The organism is Polaromonas sp. P1_F9 (assembly GCF_056405615.1).
In genome coordinates this window covers 1-24,714 of the sequence record NZ_JBFUBT010000008.1, presented here as the reverse complement: position 1 = coordinate 24,714, position 24,714 = coordinate 1, and the positions used below count along the sequence as shown (strand labels likewise).

Below are 24,714 nucleotides of genomic sequence, written 5' to 3'. Positions count from 1 at the left end.
ACCAAGGCTCAGCACGCGAGAACAAGCATGGCAAGACGTTTCAAAGGAGTCAAGTATGTCCGGTGATTTCCAAATAGTCGCAAAGAACGCCAGCGCCCCGTTTACCTTGAAACTTCACCGCGGCGATGGCATGGTCCTCCTCGCCATGAATTGGAAGCAGGCAAAACCCCCACGCGATTTCGTTGGCTTCGCTCTCGAATACAAAGAGCCTGGCGGCGACCGCTTCTGGACGATCAAGAACCGCATCAACTTTCCGAATCCCGACGGCAGCGTGAATAAGGAGCGCACCTCAAGCCGCCTCTCGCCCATTCAAAAATTCCGCTGGGCCCACTTCCCCGTGAACGCTGAAAAGGAAGGGCAATTCATATACCGGGTCACGCCAGTGTTCATGAGTGCGTCAAACGAGCTCAGCTACGGCGAGGCTCAAGAGACAGGCATTGTCCTGGCTCGTGAAACTTATCCCGGGAAACTGAACGTCGCGTTCACTCGAGGATTCGTCTCTTCACAAGCTTTCGTTGATCACTACGTCACTGCAATCGATGGAATGGAGACTCTCATCCCCGCTACAGCCGACGAGGGTCTCCAATTCGTGCCTACCCATCCGAAAGCAAACGAAGCCCTTGAATGGATGGGATTCGAAGCCCGCGGTGCAATTCTCGAAGTCCTTGATGCCGCCATCGCCGACAGGACCGCACTTGTTCAGGTGGTTTGCTATGACCTCAATGACCCTGCGATAGTTTCTCGCCTGGAGAAACTCAAGAAGCGGTTGCGCATCATCATCGACAACAGCAAGGAGCACAAGCCCGACAGCTCTGCCGAATCCCAATCTGCAGATCGCCTTGTCGTCACGGCCGGAGCCGATCAAGTCAAACGCCAGCACATGAGCAACTTGCAGCACAACAAGACAATTGTGGTCAGCGGCAAGGACGTGAAAGCTGCTATCTGCGGCTCCACCAATTTCACCTGGCGCGGCCAATTTGTGCAGTCCAACAACGCCGTTATCGTACGCGGCAGGAAGGCCATCCAACCGTTCATTGAAGCCTTCGAAAACTATTGGGAGAACGATTTCGTCAAAGGCTTCGGTCCGACGGAGTCCACTGATTGGCACAGCCTCGAGTTCGTCGACATAGATGCCAAAATCACTTTCTCGCCCCACGCCAAGGATGACGGCGTGCTGCAATCCATTGCCGATGACATTCTCAGCGCGAAGTCTTCGGTCTTTTATTCATTGGCATTCCTGAATCAGACTGGCGGTGCCGTGACCGACGCTATTAAGGAGGTTACCAAGAGGCAGGGCATCTTCGTTTATGGCATTTCCGACAAGAGAACTGGGGGCCTGGACGTTCATCTGCCTGACGGCAAAATTGCCCCCGTTTTCGCCGCCAACCTCAGCGAAAATCTTCCTGAGCCTTTCAAGAGTGAGCCCACTGCGCTGAACGCCAAGGGAGGAGGCACGCGCATGCACCACAAGTTTGTCGTCATCGACTTCGATAAACCCACAGCCCGCGTCTATATGGGTTCCTACAACTTCTCGAAGCCTGCCGACAACGAAAACGGCGAAAACCTTCTCCTCATAAAGGACCGCCGCATCGCGGTGTCCTACATGATCCAGGCCTTGACCATCTTTGACCACTACCATTTCCGCGTCCTCCAGGCCAGGGCCCACGCTTCCGGCAAGCCCATCCAATTACAGAAAGCACCAAAGACCGGCCAGAAACCGTGGTGGGATGAAGACTACACGGACCCGCGCAAGGTCCTCGACCGAAAGCTGTTCGCGTGACAACCCCAAAATGGCACTTGGGATTGAAGGCACGTAACAGAGCCTGGGCCTGACGACATTGAGTCTCATCAGCCATTGCGAGAACAGATCGGAACCCGGTTTTCCACCAAAACCCGTCGGAAACATAGCCGTGCCGGTCGAGGACGAAGCATAAGCATGCCGAAATGTCCCTGGAACCATAACCGTGCCGCCTTTGGAAGCATAACCGTGCCGCGAGTAGCCGAATCGCGCAATCGTCCCTGATCGCCTGAGACTCTGCCAAAGTTGTCGCCGATGGCAACCCTTATTTGCTGCACAGCAAATAAGGGGCTATCGCTAACGTATACCGGCAAACCGCTACATTTCTAACATACTAGTCATCCGAAAGTCGAATTTGCATGCTGTCTGAGCTCCATCCCGACCAGCCAACGAGCCTATCAAACGCTGAGACCCCGGCTACGCCAGCCGGCTGGTATATCGCCTGCCGATCTTTCGAATTGAAGCGCTCGCCACTGGGCTTAAGGATTGCCGCTCACTCACTGGTGTTTTTTCGGGATGAACAAGGCCAACCCGCTGCGCTCGACGACCGCTGCGCACACCGCAACGCCCCCTTGTCCGCCGGCAAGGTGTGTGACGGGCGCCTGCGCTGCGCGTACCACGGGTGGGAGTACACAGCGCAAGGTGAGTTGGCACGCATACCTGCATTGCCGACAACTGCTGTAGTAGCACACGTTCGGGTTGCTCACTACGTCGTTGAAGAGAAGCAGGGCTTTGTCTGGGTCTGGTTGCCCAATGCGATACAACCCGCACCACGGGCCGGTGCACCTCTATTTCCCCATTACAAGGAGCCTGGCTGGACCAGCTTTGTCATGCACACCCGGTTTGAAGGGGGCGTCGAGGCCTGTCTGGAGAATTTTCTGGATTGTCCCCATGCAACGTTTGTGCACCGCTACTGGTTTCGTTCCCCGACGGCGAAACCCGTCAAGTGCGTGGTGCGCACATTGGCGGACGGGGCGGAGGCGGAATATTTTGAAGAGCCACGGGAAAAGAGCCTGGTTTGGTGGGCGCTGGCGCCTGCCCGAGGCAACATGCGCCATACCGATCGCTTCATTGCGCCCAATACCAGTCAGGTGGACTATGCATTCCCGGGTGGCCTGCACTACACCATCACCTCTTCTTGTACGCCCATCCATTCGAATGCGACCCAGGTTACGACCGTCATCAGTTTTCGCTATAAGAAGATTGGTTTCGTGGTTCGCTTATTCTTTGAGCCCTTGTCACGTTTGATCATTCGGCAGGATGTCAGAATGTTGCGCTTGCAGGCGCAAAACATTCAACGCTTTGGGAAAGCTGAATTTTGTAGCACCCCTGCAGATCTGCTCGGCCCCCACATTGTTGCCTGGCGTCACGCGCTGTCCCGTGGTGAACCAGTACCCCAGGAAGCAAAAGAACGCGATGTTGAAATTTTCCTCTGAATCGGCGCTACGACTGGCCGTGTGCACTGTGTTGCTACTGCTCGCGGGGCTGACCGTGGGCTTCTACCTCATGCAAAATCACACCGGCTTGATCGGTGGGGAAATCGCTTTATCAAAGGCCGTTTGGCTGGCGCTCGCGATTCTGTTCTGGTTGCTGTTGCCAGCCTTGATACTGATGGACGGAAAAACGGTCAACGCATGTCGGCTGCCGTTTGCCTGGCTGCTGGGTCTCATGACGGCGCGCGGCGTGATTGAAGGCTTGATGCTATATGTTTATAACAATTGGTCGCCGCTGTATGGTATCGCCCACGATGTGATCTGTCTTGTGGTGATGGGCGCAATGGCCTTATCAATGTATGGCCGGGAAAGGCAGCATCAGCCGACGTCGACACGCCGCCTGGGTTTGCACGCCATGGTGACAGGTCTGATGTTTTTGCCGGAAATGTATTACGCTTGGTACATGCGGGCAAACTTCCATACGCAGGGCAACCATGCCATCTATTTTGTGCCGGACAATGGCCAGCATACGCTGGTGCTGGGCGTCACCACAACGGTCAATCTACTGCTGATTGCCTATCTATTCTGGTTCGTGCCTCGTTGGCTTCATGACAAAACTCAAAGCGACAATCCGCAAGCGGCGTGAACTCAACGCGCGGGACGTGGCTGCGATGTATGCACTCTACCGTGCGTATTACGCGCAAACCGATGAACGTCTTTTCGAGCAGGATATGGCTGGCAAAAGCCATGTCATTGAACTGCATGGCGACACTGGGCTGCAGGGTTTTTCCACGCTGGAACTACTGCGCCTGGAATCGGACGGAGCGCGTCAGATGGTAGTTTTTTCCGGTGACACCATCATTGACCAGGCCAGTTGGGGTGAACAGGCGTTGTCGCTGGCGTTTTGTGAGTTTGCCGGGCGCGTCAAAGCCACATGTCCCATTGACCCACTGTACTGGTTTTTGATATCCAAAGGCTATCGCACCTATCGCTATCTGAGTTTGTTTGCGCGTGACTACTATCCCAGTTACACGGCCCCGACACCGCACGCGATGCAATCCCGGTTGGATACCATTGCACGGCATAAATTTCGCAATGCCTACGACGCCGCGTCCGGCCTGATTCGGTTTCAGTCCCCCCACGGACATTTGAAGCCGCAGTGGGCTGGGATTCGTGAAGGATTGCGCCAACGACCCGAAATCCAGTTTTTTCTGGAGCGCAATCCGCACTACGACCAAGGGGATGAACTGGCCTGTCTGACCAAACTTGAAGCCGGCAATCTGCGCTCACTGGCACGGCGCGCTTTTGTGGCAGGTCTGGCCCGCCCGCTGACGCAACTGGATGTCCATTAGTCAAGCGGTAGCGGGTCACGCTGCGCGATTTCGTTATCTGCTGGATGATCCCGCGGCCGTTCAAGCACGCCAACTTGCCGCACTGGTGGCGAACAACGCACAGTCGGCCTGGGGTTTGCTGCACCAATTCGCGACTATTGGGGACTACCGTCAGTACGCGCAGAACGTGCCAATTTCGAAGTGGGACGATCTGGCACCCTGGGTGGACCGTGTCGCAAAGGGAGAGCGAACGGTCTTGACCAGTGCCCCGGTTCTGGTATTTGAGGAAACCGGTGGCAGCTCCGGGGGCGCCAAGTTGGTGCCCTATACAGAAGATGGTCTGGCATCGTTCCGCAAAGGCTTGTTACCTTGGTTGGATGATTTGTTGGTGTCGTACCCAGCCCTTGGGCAGGGAAAGTTCTACTGGGCCATTTCACCGGCCTGCCGCGTCCCTCGAACGACCCCTGGGGGCGTACCGGTGGGCCTGGCCAGTGACGCCGCCTATTTTGGCGCCGAACTGGCACCCTTGGTGCTGGACGCGATGGCGGTGCCGCCCACAGTCGGTGCGATTGCTGACTTTACGCAATGGGTGGCTGCGACGGTTGAGCATCTCATGGCCTGCAGGGAATTGACCATGATTTCCGTTTGGAGCCCGACCTTTTTATCTGAGTTGCTGCGCCTGGCGGGGTCCGGGCTGGACTACAGAACATTGTGGCCCCAGCTGAAAATCATCAGTTGCTGGGATCAGGCCGGCGCGCGGCCGCAAGCCCAGGCATTGCAAGACTTGTTTCCGGGCGTCGTTGTGCAAGGCAAGGGCTTACTGGCGACCGAGGGGCTGGTCTCGATTCCGCTGGTGGGCTTTGAATTTCCGGTGCTGGCAATAGAGTCAGGCTTCTGGGAGTTTCTCGACGCGAGCGGCCGCGCGCTGCGCGCGCACGAAGTCGAGAAAGATGCCGACTATACGTTGGTGATGAGCACCGCGTCTGGCCTGTACCGCTATGTGCTGGGTGACCGTGTCAGAATTCCGGGCTTTGCCGGGCGTACGCCGATGATTGAGTTCATTGGCCGCGGCGACACATCGAGTGACTTGTGTGGCGAAAAGCTGGTTGACGAATTCGTGGCCCGGGCATTGGCGCCGCTGGCCTTGCGCTTCGCGATGCTGCGCCCGGTTTGCGCACTGGGCAACACGCCAGGATACGCATTGTTGTTCGATGTCGATGAGGTGCCGGAGCAGACGGCCGTGGCATTGGCGCACCAGGTTGAGCAAGCGCTGTGTGCCAATCCCCAATATGCCTACGCGCGCAATCTGGGGCAATTGGTGGCTCTGACACCGGTTGGTATCCGCCAACCACTTGCGCGTTGGCTTGCACGCGGGTTGGCACGTGGCCAGCGCCTCGGCGATATCAAGCTGCCCGCGCTAGGACCCGACGATGATTGGTACCGGCCATGAGCCGCTTTGCCTTCGCGCTGGCAACGCCCGATGACGACGCACAACTGCGTGCGCGCATGGCTGCAGACTGGATGGAAGGTGACATTGCCGTGAGCTTTCGCCGCGAACCGTCCTACTTCGCGGGTTGCAGCTTGCAGGGCAGCCTTGCACAGGTGATCAAATGCACCGAGCTGTCCAGCGGACGCATCATCGGGATGGGCGCACGACTGAAGACCATGGCCTTCGTCAATGGCGCGGCGTGCCAGATCGGCTATCTGAGTGACCTGCGGGGTGCGCCAGAGTACAGGCGCGGGACGCTGCTGGCGCGTGGCTACCGTTTTTTGCAAACTTTGCATGAAGTCGATCCGTTGCCTTTCTACTATTCGATCATCTTTGCCGGCAATGACGCAGCCACACGCAATCTAGTAGGTGCGCGCGCGGGATTGCCGGACTACACCGACAGTGGCGCAATTTTGACGCCAGCACTCCACCTCGATCTTCCAAAACGGGTCTTACAGGTCCCTGGCGTTGAATTCAGCCGCGGCAGCGACGCGCAAGGCGACGACATTGTGACCTTCTTGAATCAGCAGATGGCGCGCAGACAGCTGGCACCGTGCTATGCGGTGGCCGACTTTCTAGCCGGGGGTCGTCTTGAGAATTTGTCGTTTTCTAATTTCTTCATCGCCCGGCGTGGCCCGAAGATCGTGGCCGCATTGGCCGCCTGGGACCAAGCGGGCATTCGTCAAACGCATATTGAGCGCTACTCGCCCGGTCTGCGTGCGCTGCGCCCGCTGTACAACGTGTTGAGTGCGCTCACGCCGTTGAAACCTTTGCCAGCGCCCGGCGACAGAGTGCCCTATTTGTACTTCTCCTGCGTTGCAGTGGCAGAAGATGACGGCGCATTGTTTGCTGGCCTGTTGCGCCATGCGTATCGTGCATTGCGCACCGGGCCCTGGCACTATGCGATCATAGGACTGCATGAACGTGATCCGTTGCTTGAGGTTCTCGATGGCTACCGCGCTATTGCAGCCGCGGGTCGTCTCTACGTCGTGCGCTATCCGCAGGCCGCAACGGAAATCATGGCTTTGGACGCCAGGGTTCCGTATGTGGACATGGCGCTTGCCTGAACGGAAGCTGCAATGAAAACTTGGCTGCGTGTACCTGATTGGCGCGACCCACGGCTTGCGGTGGCTGCCATTTTGTTGACCTATGTGCTGTTGGGCATGACGGTGCTGGGCTTTAACCGCAGTCCACTGCAAGTTTGCACCACGGTTGCTGCGGCGGTTCTACTTGACATGGTTTTCCACCGCATTTTTCGCCCTCAAGAACCACCGTTGTTCCCGTTCAGTGCGCTGATCACTGGGTTGGGGCTGAGTATTCTGGTCAACTATGCGCACGGTCTATGGCTGGCAGCAATGCCGGCATTTTTTGCGATCTCGTCCAAGTATGTGTTCACCTGGCGTGGTCGCCATCTGTACAACCCAGCCTTGTTTGGTGTAGTCGCCAGCTTGTTGCTGACCGACGGCTTGATCAGCGACTCACCCGCCTACCAATGGGGTGGCTCCTACGCCATTGCGGCCTTCATCGTCACGCTGGCACTATTTTTCGTGTTTCGGATCCAACGCTTTGCCCTGATTGGCTCGTTCCTGCTGTTCTACGCCATCAGCCTGTGCGTGCGTGCTTGGTTCACGCGTTGGCATATGCCGATGGAAACCTGGTTTCTGGGAACTCTGACCTCGCCACCTTTTTATCTATTCACCTTTTTCATGGTGACGGACCCACAGACTTCACCTGCCACGCGGCGCGGCCAGGTGCTGCTGGCGTTTTGCATTGTTGCAGTCGATTTTCTTCTGCATTTGCGCGAGACCTTGTCGACACTTTTCTATGCGGCGTTTTTGTGCGCAAGCGTGCGATTGCTGTGGACGCACGGCCAGGCCATTCGCGATGGGGTGGGCGCCTTGCGCGTTCGGTTGGCATTCAGCTACAGACGCTGGACGATGGTCGGCTGCATGGGGGCTGCTGCCTGGCTGGGCGTTCACGGCCTGTTGGCCGCAGACAGCGACTTTGTGCCGGATTTTCAATTCAAGGAAGTATCTTCCGAGCAGGCTGGCATCAGCTCCCGGCCGGGGCAGGTACTGCAATCGGTGGACCCGCGCATTGCCCATATCGCCAAATGGGTGCTGTCGGTGGGCGACGCGGTGGCGGTGGCGGACGTCGACAACGATGGCTTGCAGGATATTTTTCTGACCTATCCGCTCAAGGATGGGCGCGACCGGGCGGCGCTGTACCGCAACCTTGGCAACTACCAGTTTGAGCGCGTCGCCATACCTGCATTAGATGGCATCTTCGACCACCCTGAGATTCACGGCCTGCCGTCGGGGGCCATCTTCTTTGACTACGACAATGACGGCGATCAGGACTTGCTGATACTGGTGGGCTACGGCAAGGTACGCCTGCTGCGAAACCGCCTGGTCGAAGATGGACGTTTATCCTTTGTCGATGTCAGCGATGCGATGGGGCTTGGTGACTACGGCATCAGCGTTGCCGCAAATGTGGCGGACTTTGGGCATTCGGGCAAACTCGATGTGGTGATTGGCAATGCATTGAACCCCCTGTTGCCGGACTATGCCAAGCCAACACCGTTCAATATTTTCAAACTGCCGCAGCCCGAGTACCCCGGGGACCGACGGATGTTCAATTTCATGCACCGCAATTGGCACAGTGCCAACAACGGCGGCGGCATGACTTTGTTTCACAACCGCGGCGGGCGCTTTGAAAAGGCCGATGCGCAGGCCTTGGGCCTGGCCGGTGAAATGCGCTGGACCACGGCCATAGGCGCGGCTGACCTCAATGGGGATGGCTGGCCGGACCTGTATGCGGCCAACGACTTTGGACCAGACCAATTGTTGATCAACCAACGCGACGGCACGTTTGCCATGGTCAAGGGTAACGTCGCCGGAGAAATTGGCCGGGACACCTACAAAGGCATGAACGTGTCGGTAGCCGATTTTGATGGTAGCGGTCGGCCTGGTATTTACGTATCCAATGTTCATGAAAAATTGCAGGCCGAAGGCAGCCTGCTGTGGATGAACAACGGCAAAGGTGACACAGCGTCCAGTTGGGTCGACCAGGCCATGCAAAAAAACGTGCTCAACGAAAAGCGTTTTGGCTGGGGCGCGGCTGCCGGCGATCTGGACCTGGATGGTCGGGTCGATATCTTGCAAGCCAACGGCATGGTCGACAACGCCTACGACAAGATCTACCCCGACTGCCCTGACTACTGGTACTGGAACGACAAAATTGCCTTGACGCGGCCCGACGTACATGGCTATGCGGACCGCTGGGCCGACCTGCGCGGCCGCTGTATTTTTCCGTTTGAGCGCAACCGGGTGGAACTGAACCGTGGGCGCTACTTTGTCGACGTCGCCCAACGCGTGGGCTGGGACAAGCTGGGAAATTCGCGTGGCATTGCGCTGGTCGATCTCGACAACCGTGGCAGACTGGACGTGCTGGTGACCCACCAGTTCGCGCCGGTATCCATTTACCGCAACCAGTCCATTGCAGGCGCGGCACCAAAATCCTGGATTGGCCTGTCACTGGCAGGTGATGGCCAGAGCTGCAACCGCGACGCCATCGGCACCCGTGTGGATATTGAATACACCGCCCAGGGCACGCTGCATAAGCAATGGCGTGAAGTATTGGCTGCCAACGGTTTTTCGGCACAAGGTGATAGACGCCTGTTGTTTGGCCTGGGTGATTACCGCGGCGTCGTCAACCTTTCGATTCATTGGTGCGGTGCCCCCACGCCACAAAAACTGACGCTGGAGTCTGGGCGATACCATGCGCTGAAAATTGCCGCGCAAGACACGCTTGCCGCGGTCGGACAGAAGAAGTGAGCATGCTCAAGCACCGTGCCGATGTTCGTAGCCTGGCATTTGTCACGGTGGCGTTGCTGCTGTTGGGGTTGCCGCACGCGTGGCTGCCAACACCGGGCCTGGCTGTGCCGTGGATTGCGTGCGCCAGTCTGGCCTGTTTTATTGCCAGCATCATCAACCACAACCACATGCACCAGCCCGTGTTCACGGATCGCAGGTGGAATATTTGCTTCAACCTGGCCTTGAGTCTTGCGCGTGGACACAGTGCCGGCGGCGTCATCGTTCCGCATAACCTGAACCACCATGTGCAAGCCGGTGCCGAAGACGATTGGATCAGTCCACGACTCGCAGGCCAGGGGCTGGGATGGTGGCGTTTGTTGCGCTACGTCGTCGTGGCAAGCGGCAACATGATGATTCAGCGCCAACGCGCAGATGCCCCGCGTTTACCGAAGTCCATGCGTGCCAGCCTGATACTGGAAAAGCTTGTTTTGGCCATCGTCGTGGCGTTGGCGTGCCTGCATGACTGGCAGATATTTTTGGCCTACAACGTTGTGCCCTGGCTGCTGGGCCTGGCGCTGTTGGTGGGCGTGAATTTGCTGCAACACGATGGTTGCGATCCAGGCTCCGTGCTGGGAGAGTCCCGAAACTTCACCGGAAAATGGGGGAACTGGATGTTTTTCAACAATGGATTTCACAGTGCACACCACTACCAGCCCGCACTGCATTGGAGCCAACTGCCGGCCCTGCATGCCACGCTTGCGCAGCGACTGCCTGGCAATGACCTGACGCATGCCTCGATTGTTGTCTACTTGTGGCATTTTGGTTGGTCACGCGTCGGCGTGCATTGATTCATGGGCAAGCTGTACATCTCCGCTCCGGTTGATGACATTCAATTGGCCACCCACGTCGCGCCAACCGTTGCCGAACTGGCTGGCCGTTTGCCCACCGAACAAGAGCTGTGCCACTTGGCGCGTGCGCAGGGCCTTGATTACGCGACCATGGTGTTGTACCAGGCGCTGCATGCATCGGCACAGCACCGTGCATTTATTGATGCTGTGAACGCCGAGCCGATTCACACATCACATCCGCCATTGGATGCCAAGGTCCTGATCATTCCCGCTTTGTTCCATGGCCACTTTCCGGAAACCGGTGCCAACGCCAAGTTGGTGGCCGATATTGCGCGCCACTGTGGTTTTGCCGTTGAGACGCTGCCCATTCGCAGTGTTGCGTCCAGCACGGTGAATGCGCAGATCATTGCCGAGGCGCTCAGTCGCGAAACGGCTCGCAACCTTTGGATTTTTACGGTAAGCAAGGGCACCGCGGATTTTCGACTCTTCCTGCAACGTCATCCGGACCATCCGGTCATTGCCCGGTTGAGTGGCTGGGTGAACGCCTGTGGCATTGCCGGCGGCTGTGAAATCGCCGACTACGACACCGCAACAGCATGGCGTCGCCTCAAATACTGGTTTATTTGCCGCCTGTTTGGCAATGGCCCGGAGTTGCTGCGAGAAATGCGCACCGACCACCCGTATTGGCAAGTGCCCATTCAACTGCCCAAGAGCATGCAAGTGTTCAATTTTTCCGCTGTACCCTTGGGTGCCCACATACAGACTTCCTTGATTGGCCGCTATCAGGCGATCAGCCAGTTGGGTCCCAACGATGGCATGGTGCTGTGCCGCAATTCCATGTTGGAGCACGGTCCCTGCTATCCTGTGTGGGGATGTGACCATTTCTTTCGCAGCCCATTGGTGGCTCCGTTGTTGTATCGCTTTTTCGGTTTTTTGCGACGGCAGTGATCGTTCGTTATAGTTCACCATCTTCCAACAGGAGAACACTATGCGGCAAATTGGCATTGGGAAACTGACCCGCAACTTTTTGCTGGGTGCGCTGCTGGTGTCCTGTGGGTGGACCTGGGCTGCGACAGCGCCAGTGCTCGATCCCAGTGCGGGCAGGGTCGAAGACCGGCTGCAATTGCGAACGCTACTGGACCAGATGGAAAAATCCATCAGCAATCTGGACGTGGAGGCCGCCATCAAGCAGATGCAGCCGGACGCGGTGGTGACTTGGCAAAACGCCGAAGTGTCACGTGGCCCCGAACAAATTCGCGCGTACTACAACCGCATGCTCAAGGGCGGAGCCCCTATCGTGAAGAAATTCAGCACCAAGGCGACCTTGGGTGGGCCCGCCGTGTTTTACGGCGACAGTGCGGTGGCCTATGGGACCACGGTGGACACCTATGAACTGTCCGATGGACTGAGTTTTCAGTTGAAGGCGGCGTGGAGTACCACCGTCACCAAGACCGATGGGCAGTGGAAAGTGGCGGCACTGCATTTTTCAACCAACCTGTTTGACAACGCGCTGCTCAACAGTGCCGAGCGATTGATCTGGATTGCCGGTGTCGCTGCCTTTGCGGCCGGTCTGCTGCTGGCTTGGCTTGGGCTGCGGCTGACACGCAAGAAATGAATGCGGTGCCGCAGTTCCGCGTGAACAACGCTGACAAAGTGGCGATCCGGCCATGGATGAACCTGGCGATCATCGTCACCGTCTATGCCGCGGCGTTGTCGTTGCTATGGCTGGGATCACGGGTAAACCTGGAAATAACGCTGCCGTTGGGCATCGCTTTTTCGTTTGTGTTGCTCACCAATTACGCGCTGATTCACGAAGCCACGCACGACAACTTGCATCCCAATGCCCGTTGCAACCAATGGCTGGGCGTTGTCACTGCCTTTCTGTTTCCAATACCCTTTTCCATGATCAAGGTGACCCACACGGTGCACCACTGCTGCAACCGCACAGACCATGAGATGTTTGACCTGTACTACCCGGGCGACAACATGTTCCTTAAACTGGGCCAATGGTACGGACTGCTCACGGGGTTTTTTTGGCCCACCATTCCGGTGGGCATGGTCATCCTGGCGACTTGGCCGGCGCTGCTCAAGACCGCACCCTTTCGCAAGGCGCGGACCACGGCCGTGCTGTTCGACGATTTTCAGAAAAAGGGAGTGGGTCGTATTCGCGTCGAAGTGTTGCTGCTGATAGGATTTTGGGTTGCGATGTTCGGGTTGTTGGGTTTGAAATGGCAGAGCGTCTTATTGATGTACGCCTGTTTCGCTTTCAACTGGTCAACAAGGCAGTACGTGACCCATGCCTTCACGCCGCGTGACGTCGTCAACGGGGCCTTGAATCTGCGTGTCAGCGCGCCGATGTCGTGGCTGTTGCTCAAAGGCAATTGGGACTTGGTGCACCACCAAAAACCGTGGCTGCCGTGGACAGCTTTGGCAGAAGAAGGCCGGCGCAGCGTGGCGCCCGTTGGTTTTTGGCGGCAGTATGCGCGCATGTGGGGTGGGCCCGTGCCGACGCGTGAACCCTCGCCCGAGCGTCTGCCGAATACTTCGGCTGTCGCCGACCAAGGGCACCAGTCGCCGCCGGGCCATCCCAAGGCGACGACGAGACCCTCGGGGGCAGCGACCCGCGCAGCGGAGGAGCGTGGGGCCAGCAATCTTCCGGGTTGATGGGCTTGGCCTTCGCCCGTTCGTGGGTTTGCATGGTGCTGCTAGCTTTCGCGGGCAGTACCGCCGCATCGGCCGTACCTGAAGACCATGCGCTCAACGTTGAGCGTATCCATGCCTTGTTGCAGGAAATCGAAGAAGCCACCAATACCCGGGATATCCAGCGCCTGTTGCGCCACGCCACCGACGATATCGTCATGCTGTCCAAGAACGGCGAGACTCTGGTCGGCAAGGCCGCAGTGGACGCCTATGTGAACAAGATGCTGGGCGCAGCGGGGCCAATTCTGACAGGCATGCACACTCGGGTGATACAGGACGGACCACCACTGATCCATGGTGCAGTGGCCATGGCCCACGGAACGTCTGACGATGCGTACGAGTTCCAGGGCGGCATGCGGCTAGTCATCGTGACACGTTGGTCGGCTACCCTGGTGCGCCAGGATGGGGAGTGGAGAATAGCCAGCCTGCATTTTTCCTTCGATCTGTTTGACAACCCCTTGCTCAACGGTGCACGTTACAGTGCCATCGTTGCCGCCGGCATAGGCTTGCTGAGCGGCTTGCTGGCGGGCATGCTTCACGCGCGCTGGGTGGCTAGATTCAGATAGCGGCAGTAGCAGTAGCGGCCCAGCGCCAGGCCTGCCAGCACGTCCAGAAGATGATGTTGATGCACCAGCAATACGGAGGCCACAATCAACCCCAACCAACCCTGCAGTAGCAGGGCCCAAAGTCGACCCTGTGCGCAGCCGGCCAAGGCACTGGCGATAACCCACACAATCAGGCTGCTGTACGCAATGTGCAAGGACGGCACCAGGTTGTGGCTGAGGTCCAATTGGTACATCGCTGCATAGACTGCTGCAAAGTCGGGAACGGTCGTAGGGCGGGTGTGGCCCAAGTGGCCCGGCATCAGCAAGAAACAGACGCCGCCGATGACGGTGGCCAGCGCAAATACTCGGGCCAAGGCGCGCATTTGTGCTGGGCTCAGGCAGAACATCGGAAGCCAGAACAGCGCCGAAATGGAGAAGTAAACGAAGACCATGGACGGAACAAATGGAATGGCCAGTTCCCACTGCGTGTACATTCCCCACGTCGATTCACGTTGTGCCGATAGCCAATTGCAGCCGCCATAGACCAGTACAAACAACACACTCAATTGCACCAACAGGCGCACATATAACAGGGCCGCTGCCCTGTCTGGCCAGCCAAAACCGTTCTTTGTCATTGTGTGCGCCAACGTGCCATGTCACGGCGCAGATGCCGGTCCAGCCAGGCATTGGCGAGGTTCATCGATTGTGTAACCACGGGGTGCCGCGTTGCGACGCGGTGCTGAAAATCCAGCAGGTCGCTACGCTGCTCGGGTCTATACCCCAACAGACCGGCATAGAAGAGTGGCGCATTCAGTGAAATTTTCTCGGCCATGATGCGTTGATGCAGATGGCGCACATGGTTGCCAACGTCAGCGGCCGACATCGTCGCATGTTCCCAGTACGGTGCCACGGTATGGGGGTTGCTGTCCGTGCGCAGGTCGAAGCGGTCGCGGTTGAAACTGTTGAGAATCGGAACACCGGCAACGCGCGTGCTAAAAGTGGCCAAGAAATAGAAATCTGGGGGCGTGGCAGCTAGAAACGCCAAGGTGGTGTCCATGGTTTGCGGCGTTTCGCCCGGGAAGCCGACTATCAGCGACACCACGCTGGTCAAGCCCACGGCGCGACAATTGACCAAGGCCTGGTGATTGGCCTCCACCGTGCATTGCTTGTCCATGTTGTCGAGGATGCCTTGATCGCCGGATTCCACGCCAATCTGCACTTGGTGCGCGCCGGCCTCTTTCATCATGGTGGCAATCTCCGGGTGGGCCAGATCGTCGGCGCGGGCATAGCAGATCCACTTGAGTCCAAGCTGGCGTTTCACCAGTTCATCGCAGAGTTCAACCAGGCGACGCCTAGGCATGGTGAACAGCGAGTCCAGGCAGGTCACATACTGCGCACCAGTTTCCTCGCGATAGCGTTGCCAGTCGTCAGCGATTTTTTTGGCACTTTTATAGCGAAACCGCGTGTCATCGAACAAATACGGATAGTTGCAAAAGTTGCAGCGGTAGGGGCATCCGCGTACGCTTTCGTAATAGACCATGGGGAATTTTCTACCGTGGTCTCGTTCGGCTTGTGCCCAGTCTGGGGTGGGCAGAAAGTCCAGGTCGCTGCCATTGGGTACGCCGCTGCGCAAAACGTGGGTGCTTGCGCGTTTCTCCAGGCTACCCGATGCGGGTGCCACAAGCTTGGTGAATCCTGAGCGGATGTAGCGCACCAGCTCCGGCACCAGCATTTCGCCATAGCCTACTGCCAATACATCGACTTCCGGCATGCCGGCCCAATCGTGCACCAAGGTGCCACCCAGAGCGCCGCCGATGACCACCCGATTGTGCGCACGCTTGAGGCGTTTGACCAGTGGCTCTACCTCACTCAAATCGCGCAATAGCGTCGCCGATAGAAAGACACAACAGCATTCTGCCAACAAGGATCTTGCCTGTTCTGTATTGGCAAATATCTCATCAACAGTGACGGCGCCATAGGCCATGCCTTCTTGCGCCAACAGGGTCAGCAACACCACCTCGGTCAGTTCCGGCGCTGACAGATTTTCTGTGTTGGCGAAATATTCGCGAACCAAAGGCGACAGACGTCGCCTGCCGAGCAGGCGCTCGACTTGACCAGCGATCATGGGCTCGGCCATCACCAGCTTGATTTTCAAATCCAGCCAAGCGGCCTGTGCGGCGCGCCATTGCAGCGACTGCTTGCGCAAGGCGCGCAGCACAGAAGTTTCCTTCTCATTGAGCAGGCCACCAGTCACAACCAATACTTTTTGCATCATCGCACCCTGCGCAGCGTGGGCCCACCCGAGGGCACGATGAGAACCATTTTTCGCACCGGTCTGACCTTTTCCGGCTCTACCGTCTCCATTTGGCTATGTGTCAACAGCGTGGCCGCAATCAAAGTCATTTGCCGTTGGGCCATGGGCATGCCCGCGCACAACCTTTGACCCAGACCGAACGGAAAATAGGCATGGCGCCATTCTGGCTTGGGGTTGAGAAACCGTGTCGGTTGGTATTGCGTAGCTTGCTCAAAGACTGCCGGATTGCGATGCGCCAAATACTGGCATGGCAAGACCCTGGTGCCAGCGTGCACGACGTGCTCGCCGACCGCCGTGTTGGCTGTAGCGTGCCTGGTCAAGTGAACCACGACCGGACACAGCCGCAAACTTTCCTGAATCGCCGACTGCAGCAACGGCAAGTTTTCCGGCAGTACTTCTGCATGGGCGTTGGTCAGGGTGCTGACCTCGTTCTGCACCGCGGCCAGGGCGTCGGCATGGTTCCAAAGATGGTGAAAGACCCAGCCCATGGCCTCAGCGCTGGTGTCGTGGCCGAATAGCAGAAAAGTCACGGTCTCGGAGATGATTTCGTCGTCCGTCAGTGCATGGTCGCCTGCCATGCGGGCACGCAATAGCGCGCCCAACACACCACCGTCGACGGCGTGGGCTGCCTTGCGGGTCATTTGCTCTCGGATAAAGGTGTGCACCTTTTCTCGGTTGATCAAAAAACGGCCCCAGCCCGACCAGGCGCCCAGATTCACATGCAAGGGCTTCAAAAACAGAATGGCCGGATTGCGAAACGATGCCAGCCAGGTTTGGATGTGCGACACCATTGCCTGGTGTTGTTCGGTGTTCAATGCACCAAAGAGGATTTCCACCATGGCATTGAGCGTGATGGTGCTGACCAAGCGACTGCCCTCGAATGTCTGGCCTTGCGATATCTCTTGCAATGCCTGGCAAGCCCATTTGCGCGTGAGTGTGTCGTAGCGCGACAGGTCTCCGTAGAAGAAATGCGGCAGTAGGGCCTTGCGGTGCGCCTGGTGGCGCTCGCCTTCAATGGCTATCAGGCTGTGTTGGCCGACGACCGGTCGCAAGGCCTCGGTCCCGCGACCACCTATGAGATCGCGATTCTTCGTGATCTCGGCAACCAGTGTTGGATCGCCAGTGACCAGACAATGGCCCATCACGGGGAGGCGCAGACGCAGTGTCAATTCTCCGCGCTCCAGCGAACGATCCAGCAGCGCGTAGGGTGAGCGCAACCACGCCAGCGCGTTTCCAAGCGGGCCGAACAGGTCGGCGTTCAGATAGTGTCCTTATGCATGTCGCGAACCCGCAAAATAAGTGTTATCGTGAAGAACCAAGGTTTGCGCATTCTACGGGGCAGCTTGATTCTGTATCCATGGATTTGTCCCATGGTGACGCAGCCCTGAGCATGGGAGATATTTGCTTCAAGGAGGGGGAATCAAGAGCATGTCGAAAGCGAAACACACATTCACCCCCGATCCTGCGCAAATGGCGTTGTGGCCCACGGTGTCTGGCAATACCATCAATGGTCTGGGTGAAGCAACTGCCGAGCGCCCCCGCCCCATCTATTGGCACGACCCGAACAGCACGCCGCACGGCCCCCTGCAACGGTGGTTCTATGCGCGCAGCGCAGACAACCCCGTGCTGGCCAGCGCCAGAGCGCAACGCCAGGCGATTCTGGATACCCCATTGGCGCCTCTGGCGCAGCAGACCGTGGCGTTACAGGATTGGGAATGGGTCGTCAAGCTGCGGCAAGCCGCCACAGAACTAGGCGCTGACCTGTTTGGCATCACGCCGATGCGGGGGGAGTGGGTTTTCGAGGGCCATACGGTCACGCAGCGTTGGATCATCATGATCGGCGTAGCCCATTCATTTGATGCTATGAAGACGGCTCCTGCTTCACATGCCGCGGCAGAGGTGGTGCGCCAGTACGGTCGCGGAAGTCGCATCGCCAAGGGCATTGCTTCTCTCCTTCGCGAACATGGTCACGAGGCTCAACCGCACGGTGGGCCCATGGCCGGTCCTATGGTTCTAATTCCACCCGCGTTGGCATGCGGTTTTGGCGAACTTGGTAAACATGGCTCCATCATCAACCGGCAATTTGGTTCCAGCTTTCGGCTGGCCTGCGTATTGACTGATATTCCGCTGGTGGCGGATCGATCGGACACCTTTGGCGCCGATGACTTTTGTGTGAATTGCCGTGTCTGCGTTGACGCCTGCCCGCCAGATGCCATCTTCGCGTCAAAACAGCTGGTCCGCGGCGCGCAAAAGTGGTATGTCGACTTTGACAAGTGCCTTCCCTATTTCAATGAAACCATGGGTTGCGGCATTTGTGTTGTCACGTGTCCATGGAGCAGGCCTGGCGTCGCATTGAATCTGGTCGAAAAGATGGCGGCACGACGTCCATCGAAGCCTCTTGTAGAAAGTAGCAGTCCGTGATAACGAAAATGCTGGCTGCGTCCGACGGCTGCGAGCCCGCACCATTCAAAAGAACCTCATGACCGTAATTCCACCCAAAACTGACCCACGTAACCGTGCCCAGCTTTTCGTCAGAAATCGGATGGAAGCATAACCGTGCCGGCCAAAAATGAAGCATAACTGTGCCGCTCCTGGAAGCATAAGTGTGCCGCCGCGATACATCGAACGCGGACTGTGGCCGCGACAGGGCCCCTCTTTTTCTGCCATTTCCGGAGACTCATCTTCTATATTTGCTGTACAGCTAAGAATGGGGCTTTAGCTAATCAAGGCATGGATATCCAATATATTAGCCATTTAAAAGACGAATATATTCGACAATTTCGAAGGTTGCTGCTAGGGTGTGGGGATGGCCATCCTCAGTGAACTTTCACGTGTTGTAAAACGCCAAAGATCCGACATGGGTCTCAGCCAGGAACGTCTTGGAGAGCTGGCAGGTCTATCGCGTGCAACGATCAATGAGCTTGAAACCGGGAAGCTAGCCAATCTAAGTCTCACGCGCGCCGAACGCTTGGCTAACCTGTTGGGTTTCGGCTTGGGGGTGACGGGCATCCGCAAGCCAAGCTCAGATGAACAACTTGGCAACGCGCTGGAAATGGCCGCACGTTCGGGCAGCATTAGCTACAGCGAGCCTATACCGCCCGCCACTCTGCGTCACGCACTGGTCAGCGGCACAATTCCTCCTAAGCACATTGCACAGATACGGGCCGTGCTTGACGAGGCGCCATTGAGCGTGCTGTCTGCGGCCGTGGCTCAAATAGAGTTGGAGAACGGTGAGCCACGCCGGGTAACGTGGCAGAGAATGCGCCAACTAGCAGCGGCAATGGCCTGTACCCGCGATATTTGGTCTTGACTGTCCGCCTAGAATCGTTTGCGGAGTTTGGTCCCTTTTTATCGACCTGAGCGAAACTCAGAATGGGCAATAGATCTTTTAATAACAAACACTTGGCTGAGTTTTCAGCGGCCAGGTTATGCGGCTGGGGCGATGCTATGCCACAGACCTTGCGGTATACATTACCCTGGGCGTCATAGCAGAAGCCCGTCCCACATCCAACGCCCATGAATCCAAACAGCCGCGTCATCGTCGCTCTCGACTTCGAGACTGCTTTGCAGGCGAAGAAGCTTGTAGAGCAGTTGGGAAATTCAGCTCAGTTCTACAAGGTCGGCTTGCAGTTGCTCACAGCGGAAGGCCCATCGATAGCGCTTCAACTCGTCGCGGCTGGCAAGCAGGTATTTCTCGATCTCAAGCTTTTCGAGATACCAAACTCCGTAGCTGGCGCTGTTGCAGCCGCCGGTAGGCTGGGCGTTTCCATGGTTACGGTTCACGCGTCAGCTGGGTTGGCAGTTCTCCGCGCGGCAGTAGAAGCCGCGCGCCCGTTCCCAAAGCTGAAAGTTCTCGCGCTAACCGTCATCACCAGCATGCGCGATCAAGATCTTCAAGAAGTCGGCGTCAACGACACGGTCACAGAGCAAGTAGTCCGGCTCGCACGCCTTGCCACTGAGGCCGGTTGTCATGGCGTCGTGGCTTCGCCTCTGGAGGCTCAGCTGCTTCGCGGGGTGTTGCCACAGTCAACTCTCATCGTCACGCCGGGCACGCAGTTGGTCGGTGATTCCAAGAATGACCAGGCACGCACTGGCACGCCTTTCGAAGCGATTCGGGCGGGCGCCACGCATTTGGTCGTCGGTCGGGCAGTCTCAAGTTCTCAGAATCCAGCAGCTGCATTTGAAGCCATATGCCTCCAAGTAGCAGAAGCCGATGCACAGTAGAAGCACATGACGCCCAACCTTTCAATCGAGAGGACTTGCCCCGGCAAGCCGGGTCAAGCCTCTCATCTCAAACGATAGACCTCATCTCATGGCAACTTCCTCGTCAAAGCTCAAGGAACTGCGCAATCACTGCGTCGCACTGCAAATGGCGATGGACACAACTCGCACGGCGCGTGCCGATGACGTGTGGCTTCACTCAAGTTTCAAGACCTTCATGCGGAAGTACGACGAGCTTGCACGGGCTACACAGGCACTCATTCCCGTCGATGCACCCATCGACCTGTACAACCTGGACAAAGTGCCTTCCGCAGGCAACACGACGACAATTGAGCAGCGCATCTATTTCGATGAGGTGTACACAAACCTGGTTATTTTGAAAGGGTTTATCGAGGCGAACGGTGGCTTGGGCGAGGTTGAAGCTGAGAACATCCTGAATTTCCTAAGTGCGAACTTACGCAAGGCGATTCACGTTCAGCCACAGAACGAGAAGGAAGTTCAGAACGCGATTGAGGCGCTCCTGATCGGAAAAGGAATGCAAAAGGGCTTGGCCTACGACCGCGAGACCGGACGTGTCAAGCATGCCGGGAAAGAGTCGATCCCAGACTTCCTCTTCAAGAACGAGCAAATGGTCCTCGAGGTCAAGTTCTGCAACCGCCCCGGAAAACTCGCCGAGATCACCGACGAAATGAACGCGGACATCGTCGCCTACTCGACGACCTACGAGAGAGTGTGGTTCCTGGTCTACGACATGGGGTTCATCCGTGACGTAGACGAGATCATCGGAGGCCTGGAGAAGGCCGAGCAAGTCAAGTGCGCCATCGTCAAGCACTAGTGGGCGCCATGAGGTCTAACAGGTCGTTCGACGCGGACATGCACCGGCAGTACGCCGCAAGGCGTGTGGACAAGCCTACCAGGGGCAGGGGCACGGGGAGGCCCCCCTTGACCGCAGGTATGCTTCAATAAGTTACAAACAATCTGAGGGGCGGTATGGCAACAACTCGGTGGTGGAAATGCGACCTGCAGGTCGCCACGCCGGCATGGGATTTCGCCTTCCCCCCCGGCTCGAACTACGACCTCAGATCAGCAGATTCGGCAGTGCGCCAAGCGGAGCGCATTCGCTTCCTGGACGCCTACATGGCTCGACTTAAAGAGCAAGGGGTTGAGCTTATTGCGCTGGCTGACCACAACACAGGTGAGTGGATCGACGACGCAAAGGCCGCTGGTATACGCAACGGCGTGGTCGTCTTTCCCGGCTGTGAGATAACTACCCAAACGGGCGCAGACGGCGTTCATTTGCTGATCATCGGCGACCCATCGAAGACCTCTCAGGACTTTGACAGACTCATTCATGGGACGCTTGGCTTCGGGCAAAACAACCCGCCCTTCCATGAGATTGGAGGGAAAAAGGTTCCCGCCTCGTCTCAGCATACGTTGACGCAAATCCTGGACGGCCTTCCAGACGACTACCTTGCGATCGCACCGCACGTCCTGAATGACAACGGAGTTGCCTCTCCGAAAACAGTTAAAGGCGACATACGCTGGAAAGCACTTCACCACGAGCGTCTGGTGGCCGTTGACCCCGGAGACTGCTCCGACAGCGCAGGCGAAGCATTCGGCCAGCGTTTCAAAAGGCGCGAACTCAGTGACTTCCCCAGGCTTTCTTCAATTGCTTTTGTTCGCACTTCAGATGCCTACTCAATTGAAAGCCTCGGCTCCAAGTTCACATGGATACGCATGGCAGAACCTTCCATTGAGGCGCTTCGGCAAGCCTGTCTAGACCACGAATCCCGAATTATTTGCGATTGGTCGCCCAAGCTGGCGTCTTTTCCCAAACACAACCCGAACAATGTGCGCCATGCGTGGATTGCAAGTGTCACCCTCTCGGGAGAACTTACCAATTCGGCCAAGCCATTGCACCTAGATTTTCATCCAGGGCTGAACGTAATCATTGGTGGCCGCGGGAGTGGCAAGTCCTCAGTCGTTTCCGCACTGCGTCAGCTTTACTCGTCCAGCCAGTCCCTGCCAGAACGATTGAAGAATGAGACAGAGGACTTCTCCAACTCTGTCTTTGCCAAGGCAAGGCTCGACGCGAAGCACCACGTCCAAGAGTCCCAAGAGCAGCAGTGGGCGACGTGGTCACTCGATGCGGGCCCAAATACCATAGCCAAAGGCCAAACAAGCCGCACAACGTTTAGTGCCACGGTTATCAGTCAAAAAGAACTATTCGAACGGGCTGCCGGGGACAGGAACGATCCTGAGCTGACCTCACGAAGCCTGTTGTCACTCATTGATAGTAGCGTGACCGGTAGCGGCGCATTCGGTTTCAAGTCTGGTTTTGGCGTTGGCTTCGGCCAAAACTTTGGCGGTGAGACTCTATCAACCGCTGACTATGCAACTGCCCATGAAGACGCGCGAGCGAACTGGTCGACTGAGCATCGTAAATTTGTGCGGCTCAAAAACGACCTCAAAGAACTTCCCGCTTTGCAGTCCAGGCTGGCAACTCTTCAAGATCAGGTTCACGCATTCTTCTCCGAAGAAGTTACCGAGAGACTCACAGGAATAAAGGCCAGACTTGAAGAGGCCGAAGAACTCACCTCGCTGAAAAAAGTTCTCACCGACCAGATTGAACTCGCCAGGATTCATGCCACCTCGCTGAGTGAAAAATCTGGCGAGGCGATTGAATCTGAATGCTCGCCGGAGTATGGCGCGGTGGCCGACAAGGTCGCACTTGTCCAAGCCAATTTTGCAGTAGATTTGAGCAAGGCTGCGGAAAATGCGCGAGCACAGTTGGAGGAAATCGAGCAGGGCGAAGCGCAGACGCACTGGACCTCAATTCACGACACGGCCAAGGCCGACATGCAGGCGTATGTTGAGAGCCTGGCGGCGCAAGGCTTGTCACCTGACGAGTTCAGTCGTTTGCAAAGCGAGCTCAACCGGACCAAGGCGGCTATCGACCACTTGCAGGACCATGGAAGTCGGTTAGGTGCAGCCGAAACGGCCAATACCCAGGCATGGAATACCTTGGTAGATTTGATAGCGAAGCGGCGAGAGGCTAGAAAGGCCCTGCTTAACCAAGTTGCCGAAGCCAGTGGGAGGCTGCGGTTCAATACTGCAATCATGCGGGATACAACGCCGTGGATTGAATTCACAAGAACGACAGCAGGTTTTCGCGCGGACGCTTTCATTGAGGACACCAAAGCACTCGCCGCTTGGCTTTGGACAGAAGAATCAGCAGTAGTAAGTAGCCGTCTGGACGCCTATCAAGAGTTTCTCGTCAATGGCGATTGCAAGCAGTTTCAGGACCTTTCAAACCTTCGCCTCCAGTTCCTCGAACGAATCGTCAAGATAGACGAAGCTGCGCGCTATCGCATGGCTTCCGAATTACCTGACGACGTGGTTGGCATGGACTTTCTTCGAGAGAATGGGAAAACGAATGTGGAAGCTGATTGGCAGTCAGTCGTGCGCGGTTCGCCAGGTCAGCGCACAGCCGCCATGCTGGCCTTTGTGTTGCACCATGGCCGTGAACCGTTGGTCTTGGACCAGCCAGAAGACGACCTAGATTCGGAGTGGATTTCCAAGCTTGTGGTCAAGGAGCTTCGTCAAAGCCGGTGGCATCGCCAGCTAATAGTGGTTTCTCACAACGCGAATATTCCCGTTCTTGGTGACGCCGAGCAAGTAATTGCACTCGAAAACAGGGACAACTCCCTGTGTGTCAGGTCGAGCGAAGAGTCTCCGACAGACGGCTCAACAAAGCAAATCGAGCATATAGGCCCTGTCGAAAACCCATACGTGAGGCGAGATATCCAGAGCATTATGGAAGGCGGCGTAGCCGCGTTTGTGCTTCGGGAACAGAAATACAACAACGAAACCAAATCGCACAGGGCTCAATGAGATCTGATGTGCTGTCGCGGCTCTTGCGCTTTTTTTACATCGCCTCTTCGCTGTGTAGGGAGAAAGAGTTGAGATGTGTTGAATTCCGTCGAAATCTGATCCACTTATCGCAGTAATTTCCATCCAAAACTGACCCACGTAGGCACTACCCTGCTTGTTTTAAAAGCAGGGGGAATTTAGGAGTGATAGACGTGGCGACATTGAATGTCATCAGACGTTGGGCATTGCGGGATCAGATGTCCATCCGCGAGATCTCAAGGCGTACAGGCCTGGCTCGCAACACAATAAAGAAGCACCTTCGATCGGAAGAGAGCGAGCCCAAGTGT

General features: G+C 57.0%; 20 protein-coding genes. 17 read left to right on the top strand and 3 right to left on the bottom strand.

Going from position 1 to position 24,714, the window contains the following annotated elements:
• Positions 1 to 55: 55 nt before the first annotated feature.
• The 12 genes from AC1DYR_RS20000 to AC1DYR_RS19945 all read left to right on the top strand — a co-directional run bounded on the left by AC1DYR_RS20000 (position 56) and on the right by AC1DYR_RS19945 (position 13,980).
• Positions 56 to 1,780 (top strand): phospholipase D-like domain-containing protein, encoded by a 1,725-nt coding sequence (locus AC1DYR_RS20000; protein ID WP_477706646.1) that lies wholly within the window; start codon positions 56 to 58, stop codon positions 1,778 to 1,780.
• A 377-nt stretch (positions 1,781 to 2,157) separates the two neighbouring features.
• Positions 2,158 to 3,234: a Rieske 2Fe-2S domain-containing protein gene (locus AC1DYR_RS19995; RefSeq protein ID WP_477706645.1), complete on the top strand. Its 1,077-nt coding sequence runs from the start codon at positions 2,158 to 2,160 to the stop codon at positions 3,232 to 3,234.
• On the top strand, positions 3,215 to 3,877 hold the full coding sequence (locus tag AC1DYR_RS19990) for a hypothetical protein (RefSeq protein WP_477706644.1): 663 nt from the start codon (positions 3,215 to 3,217) through the stop codon (positions 3,875 to 3,877). Before AC1DYR_RS19995 ends, AC1DYR_RS19990 begins: the two co-directional genes overlap by 20 nt.
• The gene (locus AC1DYR_RS19985; protein ID WP_477706643.1) at positions 3,840 to 4,583 is read left to right on the top strand and encodes a hypothetical protein; all 744 of its coding nucleotides are present in this window, start codon (positions 3,840 to 3,842) and stop codon (positions 4,581 to 4,583) included. Before AC1DYR_RS19990 ends, AC1DYR_RS19985 begins: the two co-directional genes overlap by 38 nt.
• The gene (locus tag AC1DYR_RS19980) at positions 4,573 to 6,012 is read left to right on the top strand and encodes a GH3 family acyl-acid amido synthetase (protein WP_477706642.1); all 1,440 of its coding nucleotides are present in this window, start codon (positions 4,573 to 4,575) and stop codon (positions 6,010 to 6,012) included. Before AC1DYR_RS19985 ends, AC1DYR_RS19980 begins: the two co-directional genes overlap by 11 nt.
• Positions 6,009 to 7,118, top strand: a complete 1,110-nt coding sequence (locus AC1DYR_RS19975; RefSeq protein ID WP_477706641.1) for a hypothetical protein — start codon at positions 6,009 to 6,011, stop codon at positions 7,116 to 7,118. The genes AC1DYR_RS19980 and AC1DYR_RS19975 overlap by 4 nt, the downstream gene beginning before the upstream one ends.
• A 12-nt stretch (positions 7,119 to 7,130) precedes the next feature.
• Positions 7,131 to 9,887 carry an FG-GAP-like repeat-containing protein gene (locus AC1DYR_RS19970; RefSeq protein ID WP_477706640.1) on the top strand — a complete coding sequence of 919 codons (2,757 nt, stop codon included), beginning with the start codon at positions 7,131 to 7,133 and terminating at the stop codon, positions 9,885 to 9,887.
• Between the two features lie 2 nt (positions 9,888 to 9,889).
• A complete protein-coding gene (locus AC1DYR_RS19965) occupies positions 9,890 to 10,714 on the top strand; it encodes a fatty acid desaturase family protein (protein WP_477706639.1) in 825 nt (274 codons plus the stop codon).
• Between the two features lie 3 nt (positions 10,715 to 10,717).
• Entirely contained in the window at positions 10,718 to 11,662 is a 945-nt protein-coding gene (locus AC1DYR_RS19960) for a hypothetical protein (RefSeq protein WP_477706638.1), read from the top strand.
• 40 nt (positions 11,663 to 11,702) lie between these two features.
• A complete protein-coding gene (locus AC1DYR_RS19955) occupies positions 11,703 to 12,329 on the top strand; it encodes a nuclear transport factor 2 family protein (RefSeq protein ID WP_477706637.1) in 627 nt (208 codons plus the stop codon).
• Positions 12,326 to 13,378 carry a fatty acid desaturase family protein gene (locus AC1DYR_RS19950; protein WP_477706636.1) on the top strand — a complete coding sequence of 351 codons (1,053 nt, stop codon included), beginning with the start codon at positions 12,326 to 12,328 and terminating at the stop codon, positions 13,376 to 13,378. Before AC1DYR_RS19955 ends, AC1DYR_RS19950 begins: the two co-directional genes overlap by 4 nt.
• Positions 13,378 to 13,980, top strand: a complete 603-nt coding sequence (locus AC1DYR_RS19945) for a YybH family protein (protein ID WP_477706635.1) — start codon at positions 13,378 to 13,380, stop codon at positions 13,978 to 13,980. Before AC1DYR_RS19950 ends, AC1DYR_RS19945 begins: the two co-directional genes overlap by 1 nt.
• On the opposite strand, the gene AC1DYR_RS19940 is transcribed toward AC1DYR_RS19945, so the two are convergent.
• From AC1DYR_RS19940 to AC1DYR_RS19930, 3 genes are read right to left on the bottom strand one after another with little or no spacing between them, the layout of a single operon-like run.
• The gene (locus tag AC1DYR_RS19940) at positions 13,950 to 14,594 is read right to left on the bottom strand and encodes a phosphatase PAP2 family protein (protein WP_477706634.1); all 645 of its coding nucleotides are present in this window, start codon (positions 14,592 to 14,594) and stop codon (positions 13,950 to 13,952) included. The genes AC1DYR_RS19945 and AC1DYR_RS19940 overlap by 31 nt on opposite strands.
• Positions 14,591 to 16,231, bottom strand: coding sequence for a B12-binding domain-containing radical SAM protein (locus tag AC1DYR_RS19935; protein ID WP_477706633.1), 1,641 nt, complete (start codon positions 16,229 to 16,231; stop codon positions 14,591 to 14,593). Before AC1DYR_RS19935 ends, AC1DYR_RS19940 begins: the two co-directional genes overlap by 4 nt.
• Positions 16,231 to 17,442 carry a cytochrome P450 gene (locus tag AC1DYR_RS19930; RefSeq protein WP_477706632.1) on the bottom strand — a complete coding sequence of 404 codons (1,212 nt, stop codon included), beginning with the start codon at positions 17,440 to 17,442 and terminating at the stop codon, positions 16,231 to 16,233. The genes AC1DYR_RS19935 and AC1DYR_RS19930 overlap by 1 nt, the downstream gene beginning before the upstream one ends.
• A 259-nt stretch (positions 17,443 to 17,701) precedes the next feature.
• Here AC1DYR_RS19930 and AC1DYR_RS19925 point away from each other — a divergent pair, with 259 nt between their 5' ends.
• The 5 genes from AC1DYR_RS19925 to AC1DYR_RS19905 all read left to right on the top strand — a co-directional run bounded on the left by AC1DYR_RS19925 (position 17,702) and on the right by AC1DYR_RS19905 (position 24,388).
• A complete protein-coding gene (locus AC1DYR_RS19925; protein WP_477706631.1) occupies positions 17,702 to 18,694 on the top strand; it encodes a 4Fe-4S dicluster domain-containing protein in 993 nt (330 codons plus the stop codon).
• A 385-nt stretch (positions 18,695 to 19,079) separates the two neighbouring features.
• Positions 19,080 to 19,583, top strand: coding sequence for a helix-turn-helix transcriptional regulator (locus tag AC1DYR_RS19920; RefSeq protein WP_477706630.1), 504 nt, complete (start codon positions 19,080 to 19,082; stop codon positions 19,581 to 19,583).
• Positions 19,584 to 19,789: 206 nt separating this feature from the next.
• Positions 19,790 to 20,497 (top strand): orotidine-5'-phosphate decarboxylase, encoded by a 708-nt coding sequence (gene pyrF, locus AC1DYR_RS19915; RefSeq protein ID WP_477706629.1) that lies wholly within the window; start codon positions 19,790 to 19,792, stop codon positions 20,495 to 20,497.
• An 88-nt stretch (positions 20,498 to 20,585) separates the two neighbouring features.
• A complete protein-coding gene (locus AC1DYR_RS19910) occupies positions 20,586 to 21,329 on the top strand; it encodes a PD-(D/E)XK nuclease domain-containing protein (protein WP_477706628.1) in 744 nt (247 codons plus the stop codon).
• A gap of 155 nt (positions 21,330 to 21,484) precedes the next feature.
• On the top strand, positions 21,485 to 24,388 hold the full coding sequence (locus AC1DYR_RS19905) for a hypothetical protein (RefSeq protein WP_477706627.1): 2,904 nt from the start codon (positions 21,485 to 21,487) through the stop codon (positions 24,386 to 24,388).
• Positions 24,389 to 24,714 lie beyond the last annotated feature (326 nt).

Excerpts from the sequence above, each read along its gene's own strand:
- pyrF (WP_477706629.1), top strand. The coding sequence starts at position 19,790 with ATGAATCCAAACAGCCGCGTCATCGTCGCTCTCGACTTCGAGACTGCT.
- AC1DYR_RS19970 (WP_477706640.1), top strand. The coding sequence starts at position 7,131 with ATGAAAACTTGGCTGCGTGTACCTGATTGGCGCGACCCACGGCTTGCG.
- AC1DYR_RS19960 (WP_477706638.1), top strand. The coding sequence starts at position 10,718 with ATGGGCAAGCTGTACATCTCCGCTCCGGTTGATGACATTCAATTGGCC.
- AC1DYR_RS20000 (WP_477706646.1), top strand. The coding sequence starts at position 56 with ATGTCCGGTGATTTCCAAATAGTCGCAAAGAACGCCAGCGCCCCGTTT.
- AC1DYR_RS19965 (WP_477706639.1), top strand. The coding sequence starts at position 9,890 with ATGCTCAAGCACCGTGCCGATGTTCGTAGCCTGGCATTTGTCACGGTG.
- AC1DYR_RS19905 (WP_477706627.1), top strand. The coding sequence starts at position 21,485 with ATGGCAACAACTCGGTGGTGGAAATGCGACCTGCAGGTCGCCACGCCG.
- AC1DYR_RS19975 (WP_477706641.1), top strand. The coding sequence starts at position 6,009 with ATGAGCCGCTTTGCCTTCGCGCTGGCAACGCCCGATGACGACGCACAA.
- AC1DYR_RS19980 (WP_477706642.1), top strand. The coding sequence starts at position 4,573 with ATGTCCATTAGTCAAGCGGTAGCGGGTCACGCTGCGCGATTTCGTTAT.
- AC1DYR_RS19995 (WP_477706645.1), top strand. The coding sequence starts at position 2,158 with ATGCTGTCTGAGCTCCATCCCGACCAGCCAACGAGCCTATCAAACGCT.
- AC1DYR_RS19990 (WP_477706644.1), top strand. The coding sequence starts at position 3,215 with ATGTTGAAATTTTCCTCTGAATCGGCGCTACGACTGGCCGTGTGCACT.
- AC1DYR_RS19945 (WP_477706635.1), top strand. The coding sequence starts at position 13,378 with ATGGGCTTGGCCTTCGCCCGTTCGTGGGTTTGCATGGTGCTGCTAGCT.
- AC1DYR_RS19925 (WP_477706631.1), top strand. The coding sequence starts at position 17,702 with ATGTCGAAAGCGAAACACACATTCACCCCCGATCCTGCGCAAATGGCG.
- AC1DYR_RS19935 (WP_477706633.1), bottom strand. The coding sequence starts at position 16,231 with ATGCAAAAAGTATTGGTTGTGACTGGTGGCCTGCTCAATGAGAAGGAA.
- AC1DYR_RS19920 (WP_477706630.1), top strand. The coding sequence starts at position 19,080 with ATGGCCATCCTCAGTGAACTTTCACGTGTTGTAAAACGCCAAAGATCC.
- AC1DYR_RS19910 (WP_477706628.1), top strand. The coding sequence starts at position 20,586 with ATGGCAACTTCCTCGTCAAAGCTCAAGGAACTGCGCAATCACTGCGTC.
- AC1DYR_RS19940 (WP_477706634.1), bottom strand. The coding sequence starts at position 14,594 with ATGACAAAGAACGGTTTTGGCTGGCCAGACAGGGCAGCGGCCCTGTTA.
- AC1DYR_RS19985 (WP_477706643.1), top strand. The coding sequence starts at position 3,840 with ATGACAAAACTCAAAGCGACAATCCGCAAGCGGCGTGAACTCAACGCG.
- AC1DYR_RS19950 (WP_477706636.1), top strand. The coding sequence starts at position 12,326 with ATGAATGCGGTGCCGCAGTTCCGCGTGAACAACGCTGACAAAGTGGCG.
- AC1DYR_RS19955 (WP_477706637.1), top strand. The coding sequence starts at position 11,703 with ATGCGGCAAATTGGCATTGGGAAACTGACCCGCAACTTTTTGCTGGGT.